Source organism: Shewanella sp. S1-58-MNA-CIBAN-0166 (genome assembly GCF_040310085.1).
GTDB lineage: Bacteria > Pseudomonadota > Gammaproteobacteria > Enterobacterales > Shewanellaceae > Shewanella.
Genome location: NZ_JBEOPN010000042.1, coordinates 1 through 22,511 on the forward strand (window position 1 = coordinate 1; position 22,511 = coordinate 22,511).

The following is a 22,511-nucleotide window of genomic DNA, read 5'->3' on the forward strand; positions in this document are numbered from 1 at the left end:
TAAGCCACAACTCAATATTACGAATGCTGAGTTTGGCGCTATTGTTGTTATGGCTTAAACCGATCTCAGGTTAACTACAGAAAAAGATATTATCTGATAGTCATCCATATCATATCGAAACTTTCATTTTACTATCTTCTGACAGAAGTAACGCTAAATCACTTAGCTATTAAAAATGAATCTAAGGTTACTCACCAAATAAAAAGCAATTAGCAGTCAGAGTAGTGTTCCCTGTTCTGGTGGGGAGATAATACTAATGGCAGGAAGTGACAGGATAACTAACGAAATAACCATTATCGTGTACATAAATTTGAGGAATGTTCACTTTATTATAAAATTATCTCAACTATTAAAAATCTCACTACTCACTGTCGGCATACAATGGTATAACTAAACAAAATTAGTCTCTTCACCTCACTTAGGATAGTTGTAATGATCTTTTCTCATGTCACGCTTGCGCCAGCAGACCCGATCTTAGGCTTAACAGATGCTTTCAAAGCAGATACTCGCTCACACAAAGTCAACTTAGGTGTCGGCATTTATAAAGATGAAGCAGGGCAAACGCCGATATTATCTTCTGTAAAAAAAGCTGAAGCAATTTTACTTGAAACCGAAAAGACCAAGAATTACCTCGGTATTGAAGGTGTACAAGCTTACAATCAAGTGGTTCAAGAATTACTCTTTGGGCCTGAGAGCCAAATTATATCGGATAAACGAGCTGTAACAGCTCAAGCACCCGGTGGAACTGGGGCACTACGGGTTGCATCAGAGTTTCTAGTCCGAAATACCAAATCAACAACCATTTGGGTTAGTAATCCTACTTGGGCTAATCACCAGAATATTTTTGAAACCGCAGGATTAACCGTTAAAGAATACCGTTATTACAAAGCTGAAACACACGATATGGATTTCGATTCAATGTTAGTTGATTTAGCCAATGCGGATGCCGGTGATGTGGTTTTACTTCATGGTTGCTGTCATAACCCAACGGGTATCGATTTATCGATTGAACAATGGACACTCGTCGCCAAGGTTTGTTTAGAAAAATCATTGTTACCGTTATTTGATTTTGCTTACCAAGGTTTTGGTGCTGGTCTAGATGAAGATGCACAAGGTCTACGTACAGTTGCTGCTGTAGTACCAGAGTTATTAATTGCAAACTCTTTTTCTAAAAACTTCGGTTTATATAACGAACGCGTCGGTGCGGTAACCATCGTTGCTGAAAATCAAGATGATGCAGTAAAAAGCTTTAGCCAAATTAAAAAAACTATCCGCGCAAATTATTCTAATCCTCCGGCACATGGCGGATTGATTGTAAGTACCATTTTAGCGGATGCTGCACTGCGCCAAGAATGGGAAATAGAATTGACGCTAATGCGTGAACGCATTGCTGAAATGCGCAGTTTATTTGTCGAAAGTCTAAAAGCTGAAGGTGTCGAACAAGATTTCAGCTTCATCTCTCGTCAAAACGGTATGTTTAGTTTTTCTGGTCTGAACAAAAGCCAAGTTGCTCGTTTAAAAGATGAGTTCGCTATTTACATTGTCGGCTCGGGTCGTATTAGTGTGGCTGGGTTAACGAAAAATAATATCCCAGCGGTGTGTAAAGCCATAGCTCAAGTGATTTAGTCTTAGCTATTGGGATATAAAAATGGCTGCATTATGCAGCCATTTTTGTGTTGACCATTTCAATTTTCATATTTCACAAAGTTGCACGTTAGCCAAATGTTTAACTCCATCAAATCACTTCTGCGAGCAGTATGCTCCATCAACAGAATTCATAACGAATATTAAACACTATGAGCTTCGATATGACTATAGCCAATATCGATAAGTTTTATGTCATATTGCAATGACGGTATTCAGCCAAATCAATCGGCTTAAGGTGTAAGTCACAAACTTGGCTAATCGCTTCTGCTAATGCTGTTTTGTCATGTAACCCTGGATGATGTTGGCTGATTAATGGAAAGTGATTAAAACGAACACCGTTAATGTTGGAATGAGACAACTTAATTTCATTTCCATGCTGAATAACATCAGCAATCACTTCTTTGCCTATTACCTGGTTAAACCAAGCAATTTTATCTTCAATACTAAACGTGCTTGCAGGTGAATACTCAGCGGTTAAATTATCAATTAACATAACATGTGCATTCGACTCACGAATGCTCTTGGCTATTTGTGGCAGCAATAAAGGAGGAAGTATACTGGTTAAAAAACTCCCTGGGCCGATAATAATTAAATCAGCATTTGCTAGTGCACTACAAGCCTCTAATGTCGCTTCAACTTCAGGTTCTAATGATAATGCAATCGGCGCTTCCTTCATGCCATCGACATTAAGTTCACCAAACACTTTATTACCACAGTGGGTAAGTGCCACAAGATGAGTAGAAGCTTCCGACATTGGAATAATTTGTGTCTCAATTTTAAGTAAGCCACGAATTAAGTTAACCGCTTCAAGTGGTCTTACACAAAGTTGATCAAGTGCGTGTAATACTACGTTACCTAAATTATGCCCCGAAAGTTCATTGTCACCCGTAAAACGATGATCAAATAACATTGAACCTAACGATGGACGATGTGCAAGATGGGAAAGACAATTACGTAAATCCCCCCAAGCAATAGTTTGTTGATCTTGCCTAAGCCTACCAGTAGAACCACCATTATCAGTCGTTGCAACAATTCCCGTTAATCTCGGACCTAAAAAAGATAATGAGGCAAGAATTCTGCCTAATCCATGCCCGCCACCGATGGCTACCACATGATGATAATTATTGAACTTTTGATTCAACATAATGTGTTCTCAAATCCTTGAGTTGTTGAATAAGACGATTCACAGTCATAAATGACTGCCCCGTAAACACGTATAATGATTTTAACTGGATATGGTCATTAAAGTGTAATTAATTTTAGTTTTTGTAGACGCTGACTTAACGTATCGTGATCAATAACGGATAAGCACAGACTCTACAAAAGTGGTTTACTGTATCCTATCGTTTATTAAGGTTATAATTAGCGGGATTTATAAGTTGAAATGAATTTTTGATAAGGCAGGTACTGTTGAAGATAGGCAATGTGGGTCAAGTGACTTTTGCGTTAGGCTTAGCCGTTGTTGCTTTGTTGGCGATGCGACTCTTTATTTTTCCTAACACTAGCCAGATATCTGTAGCACCTGGTGAACGTCAGCTGAATAATATTGATCTAGGTAAGGTGCCGTTATTTGCTGAAATAAAAGATATTGCCACTAAAAAGCAAATATTTTTTGATTTTTTACGTCCGGCCATTAAAGCACAAAATCAGATTATTATTCACGATCGTCAATTTTTACTGGCTGTTATTGAGCAAATTGATAATGGCTTAGGACTGAGTGAAAATGATAGTGATAGGCTAACAACCATTCTTGAAAAATATCAATATGATGTTAAAGCAATTACTCGCATAACCTTAATGCCATTATTAAAGCGTATCGATATTATTCCGGTTGATATGGTATTAGTTCAAGCTGCCAATGAAAGTGGTTGGGGCAGTTCACGTTTTGCTGTCGACGGGTTTAACTTCTTTGGTCAATGGTGTTTTATTGAAGGCTGTGGTTTAGTGCCATTAGCGCGAGCTGATGGAAAAATTCATGAGGTTGCAGTATTTGATTCACCCAAAGATTCCATTATTGCTTACATGATCAATTTAAACACCAATTCCGCGTATCGTTTATTTCGTTCTATTCGTGCCGATTTACGGGCTCAAAAAGTTAAACCAACAGCCGAGAAATTGGTTTATGGGTTAATGAATTATTCAGAACGAAAAGATGAGTACATTGATGAACTCCTCGAAATGCTTAAACACAATAAGCCATATTTACAAGGGAACAAAGCTAATGCGTAATCGTACGCTACTTAACGGATTTATTTTTATATCGACTATTTTTATAGTGAATAGCAGTTTTGCTGAAACGGTTTCTTTAGAGTACAACGGCTTTTATGATCGATTAAAGCAAGTGAATAAGCAAAACTATCCTTTAGTTGAGCTAGCCTTTAGTGTTCCTATCACACCTGATTGCATCATAGGGTCAGGCAGTATTACCACTGAAAAAGAACAGTTCCCGTTAACATATACTAAACAACAACGTTTATTTATTCCTTACGATCCACAGCTGAAATCAGACCGCGGCTTAGTCAATATTAATGTGGTGGGTGATGCAGCACAGTGTGGGATTGCCATGCAAGTTCGCGCTAAAGAAACTAAACAACATTTTACTCAAACAGAACTATTAGCATTAACCGATGACATGAATAAATTACTTGATGGATTACAAGGTTTTCCAATGAAGTATTTTAGAAAACCGATTAATGGACTCACGTTTGAGTTTGCTGAAATACAAGCAGATGGCATAACAGTTAAGGTTGTTGTTGATAATGTAGAATCAATAGCTGGCGAAAAATACACTTTAACACTCGAACAAATCAATCAGATAAAAAACATTTCATTTACCCACAAACCCAGTGTTGTGAGTCCTCTCGTAACCCAGTAATCTGAACTCGGGATAAATAATAAAAGAAAGGCGTTGATATCAACGCCTTTTGTTTATCTATTAACAGCTAGTCTATTTATTATGGCTTAAATGTCGCCACCACATCGATTCGATTACTAATGTCTAAATTGATGTGACCATTATTACTGATATCGACAAAATCAAAAGCAGGTAAGTCGGCATCAGCTACGTCACCAGTATTTACGGCATCTGGGTTACGCTTTAATGATTTAAAATCAAAATGTTCGCGATCAACACCTTGTGATGGTGAGGTATTTTGCATTGCAGTAAAAATAGTTTCAATACGCCCAGGATGTTGCTTATCCCACATTTGTAACATGTCTTTAACTGCGCCACGTTTTAAATTTTCTTGTGAGCCACATAAGTTACAAGGAATAATAGGAAATGATTTTAGGGTCGAATATTCTTCAATATCTTTCTCACGGCAATAGGCCAATGGACGAATGACCATATTGGCTCCGTCATCAGACAATAGTTTAGGCGGCATGGCTTTTTGTTTGCCAGCATAAAACATATTCAAAAACATGGTTTCAATAATATCGTCGCGATGATGACCTAAAGCAATTTTTGTGGCGCCAATATGTTGGGCAAATCCATAAAGAGTACCACGACGTAAACGAGAGCAAAGTGAACATGTCGTTTTGCCTTCAGGTATCTTTTCTTTAACGATAGAGTAGGTATCTTTTTCGAGAATATGATAAGCCACGCCTAACTTATCTAAGTAAGCAGGCAGCACATGCTCAGGAAAACCTGGTTGCTTTTGGTCTAGGTTAACGGCCACAATTTCAAATTTGATAGGGGCACGTTGTTGAAGGGTTAATAAAATATCCAGCATGGTGTAGCTGTCTTTGCCGCCGGAAAGGCAGCACATAACACGATCACCATCTTCGATCATATTGTAGTCTGCAATGGCTGAACCGACTTCATGTCGTAGACGCTTTTGCAGTTTATTCATACGAGTAATATTTTGTTTAGCGATTGGATCAACTTCAGACATAAAAAATGCGCCCAGTAACCAAGTGTTTCAGGGCGCGTATTATTCCAGTATTCGAGGTCAGGGTAAAGTAGTTAACCTATTCTATTGGAGACTAATCTTCTAAAGGTGATTTATACCCATCAGGTTTAATCGCTAACAAATCGCAATTAATGCTGTCGATGACATGTTCAGCAGTATTACCAATTAATGCCGCTGAAAAACCAGTGCGACCAACTGTACCAAGGACCACTAATTCTGCATCTAATTTTGTCGCCATTTCTGGAATCACATCTTCAGGCAAACCTTCTTCAACATGGCAATTTTCAAGCGGAATATTATAGGCTTGAGCTAAATATTGTACTCGTTGCTCATGTTGCATCCGCACTGTGTTGTTATACACATTGGCATCAAAGTCGGGTAATTCAATGGCTAAATTTACTGGCGTACCAGGGTAACCATTGACTAAATGAACACTAGCAGAGAATTTTTTGGCTAAATCGAGTGCATGATTAATGATTTTGCCATTAAGCGTTTGATGATCTTCATCTTCACTCACCACATTAACCGCACAAACAATTTTTCCAGCCACTGGCCAATCGTGTTCTTTGACTAATAAAACAGGAACCGGAGATTTACGCATTAAATGCCAATCTGTAGGTGTAAAAATTACAGCTTTTAATTTGTCGTGTACGTGAGTGCTTTTAACAATTAAATCATAATTGCCTTTCATCGCATGATTAATCACACTTTCGAAAGGGCGGTTATGCCACACAACTTCGGTATTAATTTTTATATTGAATTTACTAAAACCATCTATGGCATTTTCTAACCAAGCGACACGTTGATCAATAACACCTTGGCGCATCGCTTCACGTTCTTGACTGGACAAAATTGAAGTCATTTCATATGAGAAGTCAAAAATGGATAAAAATGCAGTTATCTCTGCCTGACTTTTTGACGCTAATTCAACAGCACGTGCCAATGCGGGTTGATGATCCGTTGTAGGATTAATCACCACTAATATCTTTTTATAATCCTTCATATAACCTCCAAAGCTGTTGAGTTCTTATTTACATTACCTATTGATAGTATTACCGTTTGCTAATAAATAAACTTTGAGATAGATCATATATATCAAATTTAAGTGGCGATGCGAGCATTTCCAGCAAGGGTACTTAACGATGAGTGATCGATAATAGAAATATACTTACCCTTAACCTCAATTAAACCAGACTTTTGAAACCGACCTAATAAACGGCTAATTGTCTCAACTGTTAAGCCTAAATAGTTGCCGATATCACCACGAGTCATTGTCAGACGAAATTCATGAGGCGAGAAACCTCTATTACCAAAGCGATTAGCCAGGTTATTAATAAATGCAGCTAAACGTTCTTCAGCATTTTTCTTTGAAAGCAATAGGATCATCTCTTGATCACTCATAATTTCATTGCTCATTAAACGCATAATTTGCTGGCGTAGCTTAGGCATAGATCCAGATAAATCATCTAAAGTTTCATAGGGGATTTCACAGACCATTGAGGTTTCTAAGGCTTGGGCAAAGCTTTGATGACGTTGTGCATGAATACCATCAAAACCAATGACGTCACCGGCCAAATGGAATCCAGTAATTTGCTCATCACCTTGCTCAGTAATGGTATAACTTTTGATTGTACCGGAGCGAATTGCATACAATGACTTAAGCACGTCACCGGACTTGAAGATAAGGTCACCTTTTTGAATGGGTTTTTTACGTTCAATAATGCTGTCGAGTTTATCAAGCTCATCATTGTTTAACGTAAAAGGGATACACAGGGCTTCCATACTGCAGTCGTGACAATGAATGGCGCAACCGGTAGTAGATGGACGTCGAGCTTTAATCAAATCTGAAGGCATACCCAATCTCAATTTATGAAGACGTTACTATGTTATACCATTCTGCATTAATAAGGTACTCTTCAACATCAGAGTCGCACTTACTATATGAAGAGAATGGACGCTGCAATCATGGCATTTTAAAACACAGTTGTAACTCACTTCGTTTCAACACACTGTAGATACCAAAGTTTGTCAGTAAAATGTATTTAAAAATGATTATACATACTTAACAGCTTAACTTATAACCATTGATTTTAAACATAAAAATCTTTAGATCAATATCTGTGAAGCCGCTTAAAAATAGCCTCTAGCTTAACGACAATAAATGCATATTTGACCGTTATAAACTAGTTTAGTTGATTAAAAGCGATGTAAAGCGTTTGCAATCCAAATAACACTAAAAGCCCGCCACTGAATAATCTTACTGCCCGTTTTTGTACCCATTGAGCCAAGGTTTTAGCGGCTAATCCTGCAGCGAATAGAGCAGGTAAAGTCCCTAAACCAAACGCAAACATAATTAAGCCACCTTGTAATGCACTACCAGATGCAACTGACCAAGTTAATGTACTGTACACAAGGCCGCAGGGGAGCCAACCCCATACCATACCAGCCATAACAGCTTGCAATGGATGAGTAATAGGTATGAATTTACGCGTCAGTGGTTGTAAATATCGCCACAATATTTTGCCGACTTTTTCAATGTGTACAATGCCAAACCATATCTGAGCAATATAAAGCCCGGTAAGAATCATCATGGTGCCAGCAACAATTCGCAAAAAAATTAAATAACTATCAACATCAAATAAATGACCAAGGGCTGAGACACTACCACCGACAATCGCACCCGCTACTGTGTAACTAAAAATACGTCCAAAATTGTAGCCACACAGAAATGTGAGTTGAGTGCCTAAGCGGGTCTGGCCATTGGTGGGTATATTGGCTGAAAAAGCGCCAATCAATCCACCGCACATGCCAAAACAATGTGCAGCGCCCATTAAACCAACAATAAATGCACCACCAACATTATATTCAATCACTGGGTTTACTCTGGTTTAGTGTGAGTAGTAGATGAAGCAGCAGAACCAACTGTATTTTGTTGGCCAACATCGGTAGTAGCAGAACGGTTAATTGGAGAGCTGTTAATTGGAAAATCATTAATTGCAGAGCTGTCGTTAGCAGAGTCGGCTTTAGCACTGCTTTTTTTGTTCATGCTGTTTTCGTCTTCATCGAATAAAATAGACACGCTTTGTCTATCTAAATCATCAAATTGCTCAGACTTTACTGCCCAAAAGAAAATAGAGACTGCTATCAATACAAACAACATCGCAATAGGTATTAATACGTAAATGATACTCATAACTTTATCCTAAGAAGGCGTAAGCTGTTGCTCACCACAATAAGTGAACTGACAGACATGCCAATCGCAGCAATATAAGGAGCAACATGCCCAGTAACTGCCAATGGCAAAATAATCATGTTATAAGCAAAAGCCCATAACAAATTTTGATGAATTATTCGCTGAGCTTGCTTAGCGACAAAGATAGCATCATTAAAACGTGATAAGTGATCGCCCAGTAAAATTAAGTCGGCACTGTTTTTAGCAATAGCACTGCCACTTCCCATAGCAACAGACAAGTTTGCTCCGGCGAGCACTGGCGCGTCATTAATACCATCGCCAAACATAGCCACATTGACCTGTTGTTGTAATTGATTCACTAACGCTAACTTATCTTGCGGCGATAAACCTGAATGCACATCAGAAATACCAAGTTTACTTGCTAAAAACTCAACATGACCCGAATTGTCGCCACTGGCAATACTGAGTGTTATGTTAGCTGCCTTTAAGACATTTACGGTGGCTAAACTATCAACTCTTAGCTCATCTAGCATTTCAATTTTAGCGACCAAATTATTATCGATGGAAAGATAAATCCACTGACTTTCTATTGCCTTCGAAGCCGCTATATTTGCCTCTGGGGTAACAAATTGTACCGTACCAATACAAACTTGCTGTTGGCCGATACTGGCCCGAATACCCAATCCAATATGATGGTCAACATTTTCAACAAAGTGTTTATTATCAAAAAAGGGCTTAAATGCTAATGCGATGGGGTGTAAAGAGCCTTGTTCAATTGCAGCAGCCATCGATAGGACTTGCTCTGAAGAATATTTGCCAAAGGTTTGTACTTCACCAATCGATAAATGGCCACAGGTTAAGGTTCCCGTTTTATCAAACACCACATGATTAATTTTAGTCAGTTTTTCGAAAACTCCGGCCTTGCGCGGAATCACACCTAACTTGGTAAAAATAGCCGTCGCACATGTCACTGCTGTCGGCGTAGCAAGGGCTAGGGCACATGGACAAGTGGCAACTAATACCGACAAGGTGATCCAAAAGGCATCATCAGGAGAAATAAATAACCAAACACAATAAGTTATTGCTGCTATCGATAATATGGTCGCGGAAAAGTATCGAGCTAAACGGTCGGCCACCAAAGCGATTGCCGGCTTGTTGTTTGATGCTAGTTCTTGTAAACGAATAATTTCAGCCACTAGCTGATCTTGACCTAACGCAGTGACTTTAACCTCAAGAGGTTGTTCTACATTAATGGTTCCAGCATACACAGTATCTGATACCTGTTTGCCTATTGGCATTTGTTCACCGGTTAACATCGCTTCATTGACACTTGATAGGCCTGCAACCACCTCAGCATCTGCTGCAATCACCTCACCAGGTTTGACCAAAATAATATCGCCAATGACGAGCTGTTTAGCAGCGATCTCTGTAATTTCGCCGTCACGGTATAAATGTGCGGTCAAAGGGACCAGTTTATGTAAATTACTCGAACTGACGGAGGCTTTTTGTCTGGCTGTTTGTTCAAAATAACGGCCAAGTAATAAGAAGAAGGTAAACATGGATACTGATTCAAAATACACTTCGCCATTGGCCTGAATTGTCGCGACACAGCTGGCTACATAAGCACCTAAAATCGCGATGGAGACAGAGACATCCATATTAAGCTTGCCACTTAATAGACTACGAAGCGCACTGAAATAAAAGGGTTGCGCAGAATACAATACCACTGGAGTAGCAAAAATTAAGCTAACCCAGCGAAAATAATCACGAAACTCAACATCTAGGTCGGTAAAGTATCCAGTATATAAGGCGAGGGCAAACATCATCACCTGCATGGTGGCAAAACCTGCAAGACCTAGGCGGAGTAAAAATTTACGACTGTCTGCTTTTGATTGTTTTTCTTGCTCATCAACTTGGTAGGGTGCCGCTTGATAGCCAATTTTACTGATAATTTGCAAAATTTCGCTGAGCTGAATAATTTGACTATCCCAACTCACTAACGCGCGTTGTGTGGTTGAGTTAACCAACACATTAGTGACTCCAGCAATAGGTTTGAGTTTATGTTCAATTAACCACGCACAAGCAGCGCAGGTAATACCGTCGATAGACAAAGAGGTTGAATCAATAGCACCTTGTTTATGAACAAAGTCTTGTTGAACTTCAGGTAAATCATAAGCACTGTACTGCGATAATTGCTCAGGGATCAAAGCAGTTTGACGATTGCCTGGCTCACTACGAAATTGATAATAGCTGCTTAAGCCAGCATCCATAATCGCTTGTGAAACCGCCTGACAACCTGGGCAACACATAGGTTGTGGTTGCCCATTAATCACGGTTGTAAACTGTTCACCCGTTAGCACCGGCTCATTGCAATGAAAGCAAGATGTCATCTATTTATACCAGCTTAATTAAATATGTCATCATTCAAAGACTTAATGGATTTACTATTAATTTAGCCAATATTCAACGTCATCTTTAATATCAATACGTTGTTGTATACGCCATTTAGCATCAAAGCCTTCTATGCGCACTTCCCAAGGGCCGGTAATCGCAGCATCTAATGGGATGTGATAAACATAATTAGCATCGGCAGTTGCATTAAGGCTGAAATCTTTTTCTTCAATCGTTGGATGATAAAACTGAACATTCAATGCCGCACGATATTCAGGACCGCCTTGTTGAGTAATTTTTAATTCTTGATCGGCAACGGTAACTAAAAATTTCATCCCAATCTGTTGAGCGTACTTTATCTTACGCAAATCCATGTTAATGGCTTTGCCTTGTTTATAATAATCTTCAGCAACTAATGAGTCAGAATTATCTAAAGCAATCTTTAATGTAGTTAAACTAGCGATAACCGCACACATTGGCAAAATGATTAAAAACCAAGGCCAAAACTGCTTATACCAAGGGAGTTGATCCGACATAATTCGTCCTAAAATGGTGGTAATAATTCGGGGGCTATTTTACCCCTTAATGGCTTAATAATCACTTAAAAAAAAGGCCTCGATAATATCGAGGCCTAGATGTTACTTATAAGTAACTATTTGTTTGATAAGCTATAAACATAAGCTGTAATGACATGGACTTTCTCTTCACCAAGAATGTCTTTCCATGCTGGCATAACACCTGCACGGCCATTAATGATAGATTCAGCAATCACACCACGGCTGCCGCCGTATAACCAAACATTATCAGTCAGGTTAGGCGAACCCATGAACTTGTTGCCTTTTGCATCCATACCATGGCATGCAAAACAACCTTTCATAAATGAACCTTGACCTTGAGCAGCTAACGCTTCGTCATGTTCGCCACCAGATAGTTTAATCACGTATTCAGCTAGACCTTTAATCTCGCTGTCTTCGATAGGTAAACCACCTTTTGGAGGCATCATGCCGTTACGACCGTTCATCAGAGTAGTTTTAATAGTGGCTAAATCACCACCATATAACCAATCGTCATCGGTAAGGTTAGGGAAGCCTTTAGAACCGCGAGCGTCAGAGCCATGGCACTGTGAGCAGTTTTGTAAAAACAAACGTCCGCCCACCTTCAATGCTTCAGGATCTTTCACTAACTCTTCTAACGGTGTCGCTAAATAAGCCGCAAAAATTGGACCGTATTTTTCTTCAGCGTGTGCCACTTCGCGGTCATACTGAGATAAACGGTTTTCCGATTTTGCTGCTTCAAGCGCTGCAGCTGAGTCAGCTTTAATGCCATTTTCAGTACCAATACTTTGGTTTGAACTTGTCCAACCAAACAGACCTTTGTAGTTACCTAGGCCTGGATATAGAGCTAAATAGATCACACCGAATACGATGGTTAAATAGAACATGTACGCCCACCACTTTGGTAGTGGGTTGTTCAGTTCTTCAATACCATCAAAACTGTGGCCCATTGATTTACCTTCTTCTACACCGGTGTAATTATTATTAACCAGTTTAAGAAGGATAAAACAACCAGCAATGACCACAATCGTCAGTACAGAAATCCAAATGCTCCAGAAGTTACTCATAATCATTACTTCTGATCTCCCGAGTCTTTTGACATTTTTGCAAGTTCATCTTCTGTAAACACCAAGTTAGCCGCTTCGTCAAATTTTGACTTGCTATGCTTACTGTATGCCCAGAAGAAAATCCCTACAAAAGTCACCATAACAACTATGGTTAAAATACCTTGAAAAGTACCGTAATCCATTATTGCCTCCTATTTGAGTGCGTGACCCAAAGATTGCAAATAAGCGATCAGCGCCTGCATTTCTGTCTTGCCTTCAACCGCTTTTTTAGCGCCAGCAACTTCTTCATCAGTGTAAAGATCATTACCTTTGTAACCGCCTTTGTGCAGGTTACGCAGAATAGTCATCTTGTCACCAGTGAGTTCGCCGTCTAGCTTATTTTCAGCTAACCAAGGGAAACCAGGCATGTTTGACTGTGGTACAACGTCACGAGGATTAAGCAAATGCACTTCGTGCCACCTATCACTGTAACGTCCGCCAACACGGGCTAAATCAGGACCAGTACGCTTAGAACCCCATTGGAAAGGGTGATCCCAAACAGACTCGCCAGCAACAGAATAATGACCATAACGTTCTGTTTCAGCACGTAAAGGACGGATCATTTGGCTGTGACAGTTGTAACAACCTTCACGAACATAAATGTCACGACCTTCAATCTGTAAAGCAGTATAAGGAATAAGACCTTCAACGGCTTCGGTAGTGTCTTTCTGAAATATCAGTGGTGTAATCTGCACCAAACCACCAAAACTAATGGCGATGACAGTGAAGATAGCAAGCAGGCCGACATTCTTTTCAATTAATTCATGATTAAATTTCATCGAATCTGCTCCTTAAGCTTCTGCAATAGCAGGTAATGAATCTTTAGACGCTTTAACGGTACGAATAACGTTATAGGCCATAATGAACATACCGGTTAAGAAGAAACAACCACCAATAAAGCGTACAAAGTAGAATGGGTACGAGGCTTCTAAACTCTCAACGAAACTATAAGTTAGTGTTCCATCAGAGTTAACCGCGCGCCACATAAGACCTTGCATAACACCAGAAATCCACATACTAACGATATATAAAACAGTACCGATAGTCGCTAACCAGAAATGGACGTTAACCAGCTTCATGCTGTACATACGACCATGACCAAATAGCACTGGAATTAAGTGATATAAAGAACCAATAGACACCATTGCCACCCAGCCTAGCGCGCCAGAGTGAACGTGACCAATAGTCCAGTCAGTATAATGAGATAATGCATTAACTGTTTTGATTGCCATCATTGGGCCTTCGAAGGTAGACATACCGTAGAAAGACAATGAAACAACTAAGAAACGTAATACAGGGTCTGTACGAAGCTTATGCCACGCACCAGACAAGGTCATAATACCGTTAATCATACCGCCCCAAGAAGGTGCGAATAGAATTAATGACATTACCATGCCTAATGACTGAGTCCAGTCAGGAAGGGCAGTGTAATGTAAGTGGTGAGGACCGGCCCAAATGTATAACGCAATCAACGCCCAAAAATGGACAATGGATAAACGGTACGAATACACTGGGCGACCAGCTTGCTTAGGCACGAAGTAATACATCATCCCCAAGAAACCAGCAGTAAGTAAGAAGCCTACCGCATTATGACCGTACCACCACTGAACCATCGCATCGACTGCACCGGAGTACAGAGAGTAAGACTTAAATAAGCTTACTGGTACCGCCATTGAGTTAACAATGTGAAGTACTGCAACAGTAATGATAAAGGCACCAAAGAACCAGTTGGCCACATAAATGTGGGACGTCGTTCGTTTAGCGATTGTGCCAAAGAATACAATTGCATAGCTAATCCAAATAATCGCAATCGCGATATCGATAGGCCATTCTAATTCTGCATATTCTTTGCCTTGGGTAAAACCCATTGGTAAAGTGATAGCAGCTGCAATAATAACGGCTTGCCAACCCCAGAACGTAAATGCGGCCAATTTGGGCGCAAAGAGACGGATTTGACAAGTGCGTTGCACAACATAGTAGGATGTAGCGAAAAGAGCTGATGTTCCGAACGCGAAAATCACCGCATTGGTGTGTAATGGTCGTAAACGACTATACGTTAACCAAGGAGTGTCGAAGTTCAGTTGTGGCCAGATTAACTGAGCCGCAATCAATACACCCACTGACATGCCAAAGATTCCCCACAAAACTGTGGTTAGTGCAAATTGGCGGACAATAGTGTAGTTGTAATCAGCGCCTGTAGACTGGGAATGGTTCATCATAATGCTTCCACGGCTTATTACTTATACTTTTAATATTTAGTAAAGCGAACTTTACCAGTTAGATTAACATGTGGTCATAAAATCAGCTGTTTAATGCTGTTTTTAATGCCATATGTCAAGGTGTTACCTCATGTTAATTCTCTCTAGCATGAGACGGTGTAATGATACTTGAGCTAAGTCAAAAAAGATACTTACCAAAAGGCATCAAAGTTGATCTAGATCAATCTGTGAAAGATAATGTTACTAACTCAACTATAAAGGTTAAAAATTGTGCACAAACTTGTCCGAATTATCATTTTAAATATTTTGTTAATGTTTTTAGTAGCCTGTGACAAACCACAAACACAAGAACACGCTAATTTAGTCATCGATAAAACGTTATGTCAGTTTTCTGTTGGGGAATGTTACAAAAAGGTAGCCGACTTGCAAGTCGGTTTACTGATTGACCCCATCAATACCCCAAGCGAAAAACCGTTAATAGTTACGCTTTCCAGTAATCAAAAGATCACTAATATTTCAATGAGAATAGAAGGTCGCGAAATGTTCATGGGTATTATCCCAGTTTCATTGTCCGAAATAAAAGATAATGTCTATCAAGGTCCAGTTATTTTTGGCTCATGCAGCAGTAATTATATGGTGTGGCGAGTATTTGTTTCATTTGATTACCAACAACAGCCACGTACACTAATGTACGATTTCTTAGCCGATAACGATAACAACTAACGTTATCGCTAACTTATATATGCAGATGACTATACCTTTGTGGGCTAGGGCAGAGGTAATTTAATGGCTTTAGGCATTTCATTTCACTATAGCAAAGGTCTTAAATAGGTCTATTTAATAGTCATTATGGTTAGTTTCAGTGTCATCCCGTCAAAAACTTCACTCCTACTGTCTATATTTCATTTCACTTCAAATCTTATGACTAGTACTGGCATCATATTGCATTAATGCTCAACAGCACTTGTCGATTAAACATTTCAAGTGAGCCTTTATATGCGCTTATATATGATCAACAGCACAGAAGTGGTTAGAACAGCTATAATGCAATTGATAACTATTCTCATTAATGTATTATTAAGCTACAGCATTCATCTTTCCAGGGTGAGTAGGGAATAGAGCAATAACGTTATGAAAAAGAGTAGCGTGAAATAAGGAGCACACATGAACAGAATAAATGTGTCTATCGATGCAGATAAAGTGGCCCAATTAATCAAAGCAGGTCATTTATGTGCTGCAGACTTACAGTGCCTAGACAGGGCAAGTAAACAAACGGTTTGGCAATTGTGTTTATGGAGCTGCCAAAAAAGATCTACATGTCACAACAAGCAATGCCAGCAGGCTTGCAAGCCAATTACAGCAGTAGATTATTGTATGCAGCAGTTAATAACAGACCAAGATATTGCAGTATCAACATATCCAAGACTCATCATTAAAAATCGCTACGATTGATGCCGATAAATAACATTATCGGCATCAAGCAAAAAATAGTATAATAAGGCAATATAATCAATAACCTAGACTTAATCATATGACCGACAATATCATTGATGAACTGCCACCAGTATTACCACTATTTGATGCTGCAGAGCATGTTTTACAAGGTAATGCATCCGTTAATCAGTACATTACCCGAATTTCAATAGATAAAGTGGCCGATGCAGGGCTCATCATAGAGCACTGTGCCGATTGGTTATTTGAGCAAAAGCAGTCTGAAAACAACTATAAAGCCTACCGCAGCGAGTTAACCACATTTCTTCATTGGTGTTTTGACGTCGTCGCATTATCGCCAATCGCGGTAACGCGTAAAGACATCGCCAAATACATCGATTACTGCCAATCGCCGCCACGAACATTGATAGGCTATTTCAATGTAGCGCAATTCAAACTCGATAAAGCCACCGCAGAGCGATCGCCAAACCCACAATGGCGGCCATTTATCGGTAAAAAACACCTCGAAAAATGCCTACCATATCAACTGAGTGATAATGCATTGAAGACTAAAATAGCAATATTATCCTCATTTTATGGCTATCTAATTAGCGAAGAATACACCGAGCGAAACCCAGCTCAGTTATGGCTTAAACACAGCCGATTCTCCATTAAACGTAAATTTACCATCGACGAAGACAACAACCATCATGCGTTTACAGAGCTACAATGGTCGTATGTTATTAGCACCGTAAGCCAATTAGCAGACACTCAACCAGAGCAGCATCAACGCAGTTTATTCCTCATCACACTATTATATAGCTGCTACTTACGCATATCGGAAATAAGTGCACGCGCAGGTTATGCGCCCATCATGAGCCAGTTCAGACAAGATCCACATTCTGGTATCTGGTATTTTCACGTACCATTTTCTAAAAGCGGCAAAGCTCGTAATATTGCTATATCAAAAGCGTTGCTGGCTGGACTAGTTGATTATCGACGTTATCTGCGCCTCAGTGATTTACCCAACATCAACGATCAACATCCTATATTTGTCCGTCACAAAGCAGCAGCCCATGGACGTGAATCTGGTGTCATCAATGCCAATCTTGGTATTCGTCACATACGTGACGAAATAGACAAACTGATTAACTTGGCTGCAGACAATGCCGCTAAAGACGGTTTTGATCACGACAGCCAACTTATGCGAAAACTCAGTGCGCATAATATTCGCCATACTGGGATCACGCATGACATCAATATCAACCGACGCCCATTGTCACATGTCCAGGCCGATGCCGGTCATGAGAGCATCGACACCACATCACAGTATTTACACACCACACAAACTGAACGACATCAAAGTGCTTTCAACAAACCGTTAAATCATCTTGCTGAGATTAAATAATTGGCAGGCACAAACCGTAAAAAGTTAAAGCATGCAATCTCAGCACGATGCTAAACAACACATTAAGCAACATTAGGCTGTTAATGAACAATCAATGCCTACAAAGACTTAGTATTGAACATAAGTTCTAATGTGCGCATAAGTATGCGCACAATGTATATTATGTTAAATAGGGTATTTGTGTCATCATAACTAACGGTTTTTTTGTGTGGTTTCTCATACCAAATGAGTTTTGTCTCACTTCGTGGATCTGGCCTTTTAGTATTTAGAATCAGATGGTTAAATTGATACGAACGATTTTCTTGCACTGTTACGGTGCAAGAATCTAATCAGAGCGCTTTTAGGTGCTGTTTTTACCACCTGACTTTTTCAAATCCTGTGGTATGTTTTAAATGAGTTTTTCTCAGTTGGTGATATTGATAACTGACGTGTGGTATTCCTTTAATAAAGCCTACAAATGCAAACAGACTTTGTAATACCCAAAGCCAGAGCCATTTCGTAATTTTTTAAACCCTTAGTTCAGACTCAGGGTCAAATCTTTGCTTATAGGTTTTCTTTACTCTCTCAAACCACGTATAGACTATCTCACGAGTTTCATTTGTTGCGATTGCATTACGTAGGTAATCCCCCCTAAAAATAGTAGATTTCAAAAGTAGAATTTTCTCGTAATATATACGCAGGGAGATTCTGCATGAAAACATCAAAATTTAGCGACAGCCAAATCCTAGCAATCCTTAAACAAGCCGAAGCTGGCACCCCAGTTCCGGGACTTTGCCGTGAGCATGGCATGAGCTCTGCGACCTTCTACAAATGGCGCGCCAAATTCGGTGGCATGGACGCTTCTATGATGGCGCGATTGAAGGAGTTAGAGGCTGAGAATTCACGACTCAAAAAAATGTATGCCGAAGAGCGACTCAAAGCTGAAATACTCAAAGAGGCCATCGAAAAAAAGTGGTAAAGCCGTCGCGGCGGCGGGAGCTCGCGCAAAAGGCGGTGCAAGATAAAGCCATTTCGATCGCATTTGCGTGTGCCTTGTTTGGACTCAGTGAGAGCTGTTATCGCTATCAGGCAAAACTCAGTGATGAAAACGCTGCAATAGCCGACTGGTTACAGCAACTGACATCAACCCATCGGAGTTGGGGGTTTGGGCTATGTTATTACTTTTTACGTAACGTGAAACGCTACCGATGGAACCATAAGCGGGTGTATAGGATTTACCGAGAATTGGAGCTAAATCTACGAATTAAGCCGAGGAAACGCTTGAAGCGTGATAAACCGGACGCATTGGCGGTGCCAGAGGCAATCAATGAATGTTGGTCCATGGACTTTATGCACGACCAACTGGAAGATGGTCGCAGCATTAGGTTATTGAACGTGATTGATGATTACAACCGTGAAGGCTTGGCGATAGAGGTCGACTTCTCCTTACCTGCGGAGCGTGTGGTGAGAACATTGGATCAAATCATCGAATGGCGTGGAAAACCAAAACAAATACGCAGTGATAATGGTCCAGAGTATATAAGTGCGGTACTGGCTGCCTGGGCTGAAAAACACAATGTAGAACTGAAATTTATTCAGCCTGGCAATCCACAGCAGAATGCCTATGTAGAACGCTATAATCGGACTGTGCGATACGAATGGCTGAGCCAATATCTTTGGAATAGTATTGCCGAGGTACAGGAACATGCGACACAATGGCTATGGTTTTATAACAATGAAAGACCCAATACAGCAATTGGTGGTGTCCCACCAAAGCAAAAACTGGCACTAGTGGCCTAAGTCTCTACTTTTGATCTCAGCTAAAAATGGGGAGATTACCCGTATCCCGGAGATTTGATCCAATTCAAGCATGCCTATTCGCTTATTTACTTTCACCCCAATGGTCACTCTTTGGCGATGGTCCATTGTGAATGCGCAATCATTAATAAGGTCATCATAATTTCCTATGGCTAATCAACAGGTCTTGGTCTAGATACTACTCGCCTAGTATCATTACGGAGATCTATCCATTGTTGATGTAACCTTTCAAGTTCATCCCGTGACGAAAGCTGGCCAATTCGTTTTGCAGGCTCATTTATACCTAGAGCTAATCCAAGTGCTATCGTATCGGCTAGACATGCAAGTAAAGACCCTCTTTTGAGATTTTTATCATTTGCTATCGAATGGCCTAATTTTATACAGGTTAAAAATGGGTATCGGTTATCCAGGCTTATGGTCACATAGTTTATTGTCTGGTGATGTTTAAAAATTTTGTAGCGACACATTGTTTTATCTAGCAGCTTTTTCAAAAACTTTAACTCTACATTTCGCTCAAATTTAAGTGTTAACTTGTCGATAAATTTAAGTATCGCTTTTGCGTTTTCGTAGCGGAGTTCATTGAGAATGTCGCGTTGCCCGAGATGACTTAACGCTAACGCGTTATTATTATCAATTGGGTAATATTCACAAATAAGTACCAACAACGCACTGTACTTCAGCAATTTAGACACGAACTCAGCTGGATCAACTTTAAGCTGCTTCTCTAGCTGCTCGCGCCTATTATTCATTATTTCAAAAATAGTGGTTTAGGTCCGTATCTTTAGGTACTGCAACGCTAAGAATCACAAGTTATATAACAAATACTGGCTAAAGCGCTTTTAGACAATAAAAATGAATAAGTACCCATTATTAACGTTATGGAATAGCGTCAATAACGGGCTAGAAACATCATATAATTTAAAAAATAATTATATAGATTAGAATTATTAAAATACAACCTACTCCAAATTTTACTTTTTGTTGATTTGGTTTTAACGTCGGTATTTTGTCACAAATCAGATTGGAACATTTATCTAATAATGTATTAATAACCGGTGCTACAATGCTATAAATGTGTTTAACGAAACTAATAAGCTTTGCCATTAGACTATTTGTGAGCATCTTTTCTGTCGTTAAAGAATCAATATTGCCAGTTTCAGTTTCTTTCCAAGTATGAGATACAGATGAATTTATATTTTCTTCAACAATCTTTTCTTGTAATTCTTTGTTTTCTTTATATCGAGGAGAAAATATGCAGCCTGTAATTCCAACAAATGAAAGGGTTAAAATTACAGCACCTATCGATAATGTGTATTGAAATTTACTGCCTAAATCTTGTTTTGTAACAAATGAATAAGGGGCTAATGCTTCACTGATTGAACGCACCAAATAGCTAACCCTAAACTCATTCGCTCTCAGTATTTTAGCTGCCTCATAGATGTCGTAAGCATTTGACAATATAGTTAATATTACAACGGCAATAAAAACAGATGAAATGACTCTAGCAAATAAACGGCTTATACCGGACAGGTAAACTATGATGCCGATTAATGCTATGAACATTAATAAAAGAGGTTGGTCATACTCATATAAACTTATTTTTTCTTGTGACCAGCCTCCTGCCGCGACCAAAGGTAAAAAAGCACCTATTAAAAATAGAATAAAAAAGCTACCCCCAAGCTTATTCACTATTCTAAAGCCGCTAAATTTCTTTGTGTTGTCTTGTTGATCGTTAATCATTTCTCTACCTCGAATTAGGTTTTTATTGACACTAGTACAACGTATTATCTTTGCGTAATACATTGATGTTTGATATTTATTTTAATAGTTGTGTATGTAGACCAGAACAGTATTTTTAAAGTAAAAGAATAAAAAACATATCACTCAAGAGTCTAAAGTTCGCTAATACGACACTTAATCCAAGTTCTGTTTACTGCCACATATTTATTAGACTCTTACAAAATAATGTTTCTCATTATTCATTAGGATTGTGACACAGGGCATCGTAGGCGAATGAGTATGCGTTTTTTGGTCGCTACGAAAATTTCAATACTGAATCACTTACAACAATTGATGAAGTGATAGCGTAATGAACACATTTAGCTCTAAAAATAGACTAAATCTGTATGGTAAATGCTCGCGCCCTCGCCCTTGTCTAGAGCTGATTATGGCTTGAGTACAATGCCCCTACTCAAGCCATATAGCGATAAGAAATATGATCAATCAATTCTATTTAGAGCGGTTAAAACCGGCTAAACATTCAGATTCTAATCGTTTACCTCTATAATCGATTTTTTCATTTTGCTCACTGCCCGATTTAGATTGAAACTTTTCCCCAGTTACCTTGGCAACTAAATTGTCGACTTTTCTGATGCTACTTTGCTTTATCTTGTAAAAATACTGGGCTGGCGAATGCTTAAACTCTTCAGGATCTTTTATATCATTATTCATTAACTCAAGAATATCTTCAGCAGAAGCGCCTTCAACGGCAGCACGATACAGACTTCGTTCGTATTCTCCAATAAAGTGACATTGCTCTTTAACAGAGGCTTCCTGAGGAAATGTTTCACCAATATTCCCTGTATTTACAGAGCCAGAAAATGACAGTAAAATCCCAAATACTAATACGACACCACCGATGACCATAGTTTTGTTTTTTGTATCTAGCCCTTTAAATGTCTCAAGTAAGCTCTGTTTAAGTCCGGTTTTTTTTTCAACATTATGATCTGAATTCATTGATTTCTCTCTATTATTTTATTATTCAACATCGTTATAAACACAAACGCGCTTACAGCGTTTGTGATTAACTTGTGGCTATAATATGAAATAGCAGTAGATTACTGCAGTGACAGAA

Annotated in this window: 21 protein-coding genes and 1 pseudogene; 7 read left to right on the plus strand and 15 right to left on the minus strand. The window is 39.2% G+C overall.

What is annotated here, in order from left to right:
- Window positions 1-432 precede the first annotated feature (432 nt).
- A complete protein-coding gene (locus AAEY99_RS19250) occupies window positions 433-1,626 on the plus strand; it encodes an amino acid aminotransferase (protein ID WP_351011607.1) in 1,194 nt (397 codons plus the stop codon).
- A 208-nt stretch (window positions 1,627-1,834) separates the two neighbouring features.
- Here AAEY99_RS19250 and yvcK read toward each other — a convergent pair whose 3' ends face one another.
- A complete protein-coding gene (yvcK, locus tag AAEY99_RS19255; protein WP_101088272.1) occupies window positions 1,835-2,791 on the minus strand; it encodes a uridine diphosphate-N-acetylglucosamine-binding protein YvcK in 957 nt (318 codons plus the stop codon).
- A gap of 266 nt (window positions 2,792-3,057) precedes the next feature.
- Between yvcK and AAEY99_RS19260 the strand changes: the two genes are divergently transcribed.
- Both AAEY99_RS19260 and AAEY99_RS19265 read left to right on the plus strand, forming a co-directional pair.
- Window positions 3,058-3,876 carry a glucosaminidase domain-containing protein gene (locus tag AAEY99_RS19260; RefSeq protein WP_351011609.1) on the plus strand — a complete coding sequence of 273 codons (819 nt, stop codon included), beginning with the start codon at window positions 3,058-3,060 and terminating at the stop codon, window positions 3,874-3,876.
- Window positions 3,869-4,522 (plus strand): DUF2987 domain-containing protein, encoded by a 654-nt coding sequence (locus tag AAEY99_RS19265; RefSeq protein WP_351011611.1) that lies wholly within the window; start codon window positions 3,869-3,871, stop codon window positions 4,520-4,522. Before AAEY99_RS19260 ends, AAEY99_RS19265 begins: the two co-directional genes overlap by 8 nt.
- Before the next feature lie 79 nt (window positions 4,523-4,601).
- On the opposite strand, the gene ttcA is transcribed toward AAEY99_RS19265, so the two are convergent.
- From ttcA to ccoN, 11 genes and pseudogenes are all read right to left on the minus strand, one after another.
- The gene (ttcA, locus tag AAEY99_RS19270; protein ID WP_351011613.1) at window positions 4,602-5,540 is read right to left on the minus strand and encodes a tRNA 2-thiocytidine(32) synthetase TtcA; all 939 of its coding nucleotides are present in this window, start codon (window positions 5,538-5,540) and stop codon (window positions 4,602-4,604) included.
- Window positions 5,541-5,631: 91 nt separating this feature from the next.
- Window positions 5,632-6,561, minus strand: coding sequence for a universal stress protein UspE (gene uspE, locus AAEY99_RS19275; RefSeq protein ID WP_101088276.1), 930 nt, complete (start codon window positions 6,559-6,561; stop codon window positions 5,632-5,634).
- A gap of 98 nt (window positions 6,562-6,659) precedes the next feature.
- The gene (gene etrA / locus AAEY99_RS19280) at window positions 6,660-7,412 is read right to left on the minus strand and encodes an electron transport transcriptional regulator EtrA (RefSeq protein ID WP_101088277.1); all 753 of its coding nucleotides are present in this window, start codon (window positions 7,410-7,412) and stop codon (window positions 6,660-6,662) included.
- A 329-nt stretch (window positions 7,413-7,741) separates the two neighbouring features.
- Window positions 7,742-8,431, minus strand: a complete 690-nt coding sequence (locus tag AAEY99_RS19285; RefSeq protein WP_162023117.1) for a sulfite exporter TauE/SafE family protein — start codon at window positions 8,429-8,431, stop codon at window positions 7,742-7,744.
- Window positions 8,432-8,571: 140 nt separating this feature from the next.
- A pseudogene (ccoS, locus tag AAEY99_RS19290) lies at window positions 8,572-8,751 on the minus strand (cbb3-type cytochrome oxidase assembly protein CcoS); the annotation flags it as partial.
- The gene (locus tag AAEY99_RS19295) at window positions 8,748-11,141 is read right to left on the minus strand and encodes a heavy metal translocating P-type ATPase (RefSeq protein ID WP_351011615.1); all 2,394 of its coding nucleotides are present in this window, start codon (window positions 11,139-11,141) and stop codon (window positions 8,748-8,750) included. The pseudogene ccoS and the gene AAEY99_RS19295, both read right to left, overlap by 4 nt.
- Window positions 11,142-11,198: 57 nt before the next feature.
- Entirely contained in the window at window positions 11,199-11,678 is a 480-nt protein-coding gene (locus AAEY99_RS19300; RefSeq protein ID WP_101088281.1) for a FixH family protein, read from the minus strand.
- A 116-nt stretch (window positions 11,679-11,794) separates the two neighbouring features.
- Entirely contained in the window at window positions 11,795-12,763 is a 969-nt protein-coding gene (gene ccoP / locus AAEY99_RS19305; RefSeq protein WP_101088485.1) for a cytochrome-c oxidase, cbb3-type subunit III, read from the minus strand.
- Window positions 12,764-12,768: 5 nt separating this feature from the next.
- Window positions 12,769-12,945: a cbb3-type cytochrome oxidase subunit 3 gene (locus tag AAEY99_RS19310; protein ID WP_011637473.1), complete on the minus strand. Its 177-nt coding sequence runs from the start codon at window positions 12,943-12,945 to the stop codon at window positions 12,769-12,771.
- Between the two features lie 9 nt (window positions 12,946-12,954).
- The gene (gene ccoO / locus AAEY99_RS19315) at window positions 12,955-13,581 is read right to left on the minus strand and encodes a cytochrome-c oxidase, cbb3-type subunit II (RefSeq protein WP_101088282.1); all 627 of its coding nucleotides are present in this window, start codon (window positions 13,579-13,581) and stop codon (window positions 12,955-12,957) included.
- A gap of 12 nt (window positions 13,582-13,593) precedes the next feature.
- Window positions 13,594-15,021 (minus strand): cytochrome-c oxidase, cbb3-type subunit I, encoded by a 1,428-nt coding sequence (gene ccoN / locus AAEY99_RS19320; protein WP_101088283.1) that lies wholly within the window; start codon window positions 15,019-15,021, stop codon window positions 13,594-13,596.
- 270 nt (window positions 15,022-15,291) lie between these two features.
- On the opposite strand from ccoN, the gene AAEY99_RS19325 reads away from it, so the two are divergent.
- From AAEY99_RS19325 to AAEY99_RS19340, 4 genes are all read left to right on the plus strand, one after another.
- Window positions 15,292-15,744, plus strand: a complete 453-nt coding sequence (locus AAEY99_RS19325) for a hypothetical protein (protein WP_351011617.1) — start codon at window positions 15,292-15,294, stop codon at window positions 15,742-15,744.
- Between the two features lie 441 nt (window positions 15,745-16,185).
- Window positions 16,186-16,473 (plus strand): hypothetical protein, encoded by a 288-nt coding sequence (locus tag AAEY99_RS19330; protein WP_101088285.1) that lies wholly within the window; start codon window positions 16,186-16,188, stop codon window positions 16,471-16,473.
- Between the two features lie 79 nt (window positions 16,474-16,552).
- The gene (locus AAEY99_RS19335; RefSeq protein WP_351011619.1) at window positions 16,553-17,860 is read left to right on the plus strand and encodes a tyrosine-type recombinase/integrase; all 1,308 of its coding nucleotides are present in this window, start codon (window positions 16,553-16,555) and stop codon (window positions 17,858-17,860) included.
- Window positions 17,861-18,551: 691 nt separating this feature from the next.
- A protein-coding gene (locus AAEY99_RS19340) for an IS3-like element ISShfr8 family transposase (protein ID WP_101086511.1) occupies window positions 18,552-19,639 on the plus strand; the annotation gives its coding sequence in 2 pieces (ribosomal slippage) (window positions 18,552-18,813 and window positions 18,813-19,639; 1,089 coding nt in all).
- A 170-nt stretch (window positions 19,640-19,809) separates the two neighbouring features.
- On the opposite strand, the gene AAEY99_RS19345 is transcribed toward AAEY99_RS19340, so the two are convergent.
- The 3 genes from AAEY99_RS19345 to AAEY99_RS19355 all read right to left on the minus strand — a co-directional run bounded on the left by AAEY99_RS19345 (window position 19,810) and on the right by AAEY99_RS19355 (window position 22,393).
- Complete coding sequence (locus AAEY99_RS19345; RefSeq protein WP_350979119.1) at window positions 19,810-20,349, minus strand: hypothetical protein; 540 nt, start codon at window positions 20,347-20,349, stop codon at window positions 19,810-19,812.
- A 226-nt stretch (window positions 20,350-20,575) separates the two neighbouring features.
- Window positions 20,576-21,397, minus strand: coding sequence for a hypothetical protein (locus AAEY99_RS19350; RefSeq protein ID WP_351011621.1), 822 nt, complete (start codon window positions 21,395-21,397; stop codon window positions 20,576-20,578).
- Between the two features lie 489 nt (window positions 21,398-21,886).
- Window positions 21,887-22,393: a hypothetical protein gene (locus AAEY99_RS19355; RefSeq protein WP_182745137.1), complete on the minus strand. Its 507-nt coding sequence runs from the start codon at window positions 22,391-22,393 to the stop codon at window positions 21,887-21,889.
- Between the last annotated feature and the right edge of the window lie 118 nt (window positions 22,394-22,511).

Coding starts and splice junctions, on each gene's coding strand:
- AAEY99_RS19250 (WP_351011607.1), top strand. CDS start 433: ATGATCTTTTCTCATGTCACGCTTGCGCCAGCAGACCCGATCTTAGGC.
- yvcK (WP_101088272.1), bottom strand. CDS start 2,791: ATGTTGAATCAAAAGTTCAATAATTATCATCATGTGGTAGCCATCGGT.
- AAEY99_RS19265 (WP_351011611.1), top strand. CDS start 3,869: ATGCGTAATCGTACGCTACTTAACGGATTTATTTTTATATCGACTATT.
- ttcA (WP_351011613.1), bottom strand. CDS start 5,540: ATGTCTGAAGTTGATCCAATCGCTAAACAAAATATTACTCGTATGAAT.
- uspE (WP_101088276.1), bottom strand. CDS start 6,561: ATGAAGGATTATAAAAAGATATTAGTGGTGATTAATCCTACAACGGAT.
- etrA (WP_101088277.1), bottom strand. CDS start 7,412: ATGCCTTCAGATTTGATTAAAGCTCGACGTCCATCTACTACCGGTTGC.
- AAEY99_RS19295 (WP_351011615.1), bottom strand. CDS start 11,141: ATGACATCTTGCTTTCATTGCAATGAGCCGGTGCTAACGGGTGAACAG.
- AAEY99_RS19300 (WP_101088281.1), bottom strand. CDS start 11,678: ATGTCGGATCAACTCCCTTGGTATAAGCAGTTTTGGCCTTGGTTTTTA.
- ccoP (WP_101088485.1), bottom strand. CDS start 12,763: ATGAGTAACTTCTGGAGCATTTGGATTTCTGTACTGACGATTGTGGTC.
- AAEY99_RS19310 (WP_011637473.1), bottom strand. CDS start 12,945: ATGGATTACGGTACTTTTCAAGGTATTTTAACCATAGTTGTTATGGTG.
- ccoO (WP_101088282.1), bottom strand. CDS start 13,581: ATGAAATTTAATCATGAATTAATTGAAAAGAATGTCGGCCTGCTTGCT.
- ccoN (WP_101088283.1), bottom strand. CDS start 15,021: ATGATGAACCATTCCCAGTCTACAGGCGCTGATTACAACTACACTATT.
- AAEY99_RS19330 (WP_101088285.1), top strand. CDS start 16,186: ATGAACAGAATAAATGTGTCTATCGATGCAGATAAAGTGGCCCAATTA.
- AAEY99_RS19335 (WP_351011619.1), top strand. CDS start 16,553: ATGACCGACAATATCATTGATGAACTGCCACCAGTATTACCACTATTT.
- AAEY99_RS19350 (WP_351011621.1), bottom strand. CDS start 21,397: ATGATTAACGATCAACAAGACAACACAAAGAAATTTAGCGGCTTTAGA.
- AAEY99_RS19355 (WP_182745137.1), bottom strand. CDS start 22,393: ATGAATTCAGATCATAATGTTGAAAAAAAAACCGGACTTAAACAGAGC.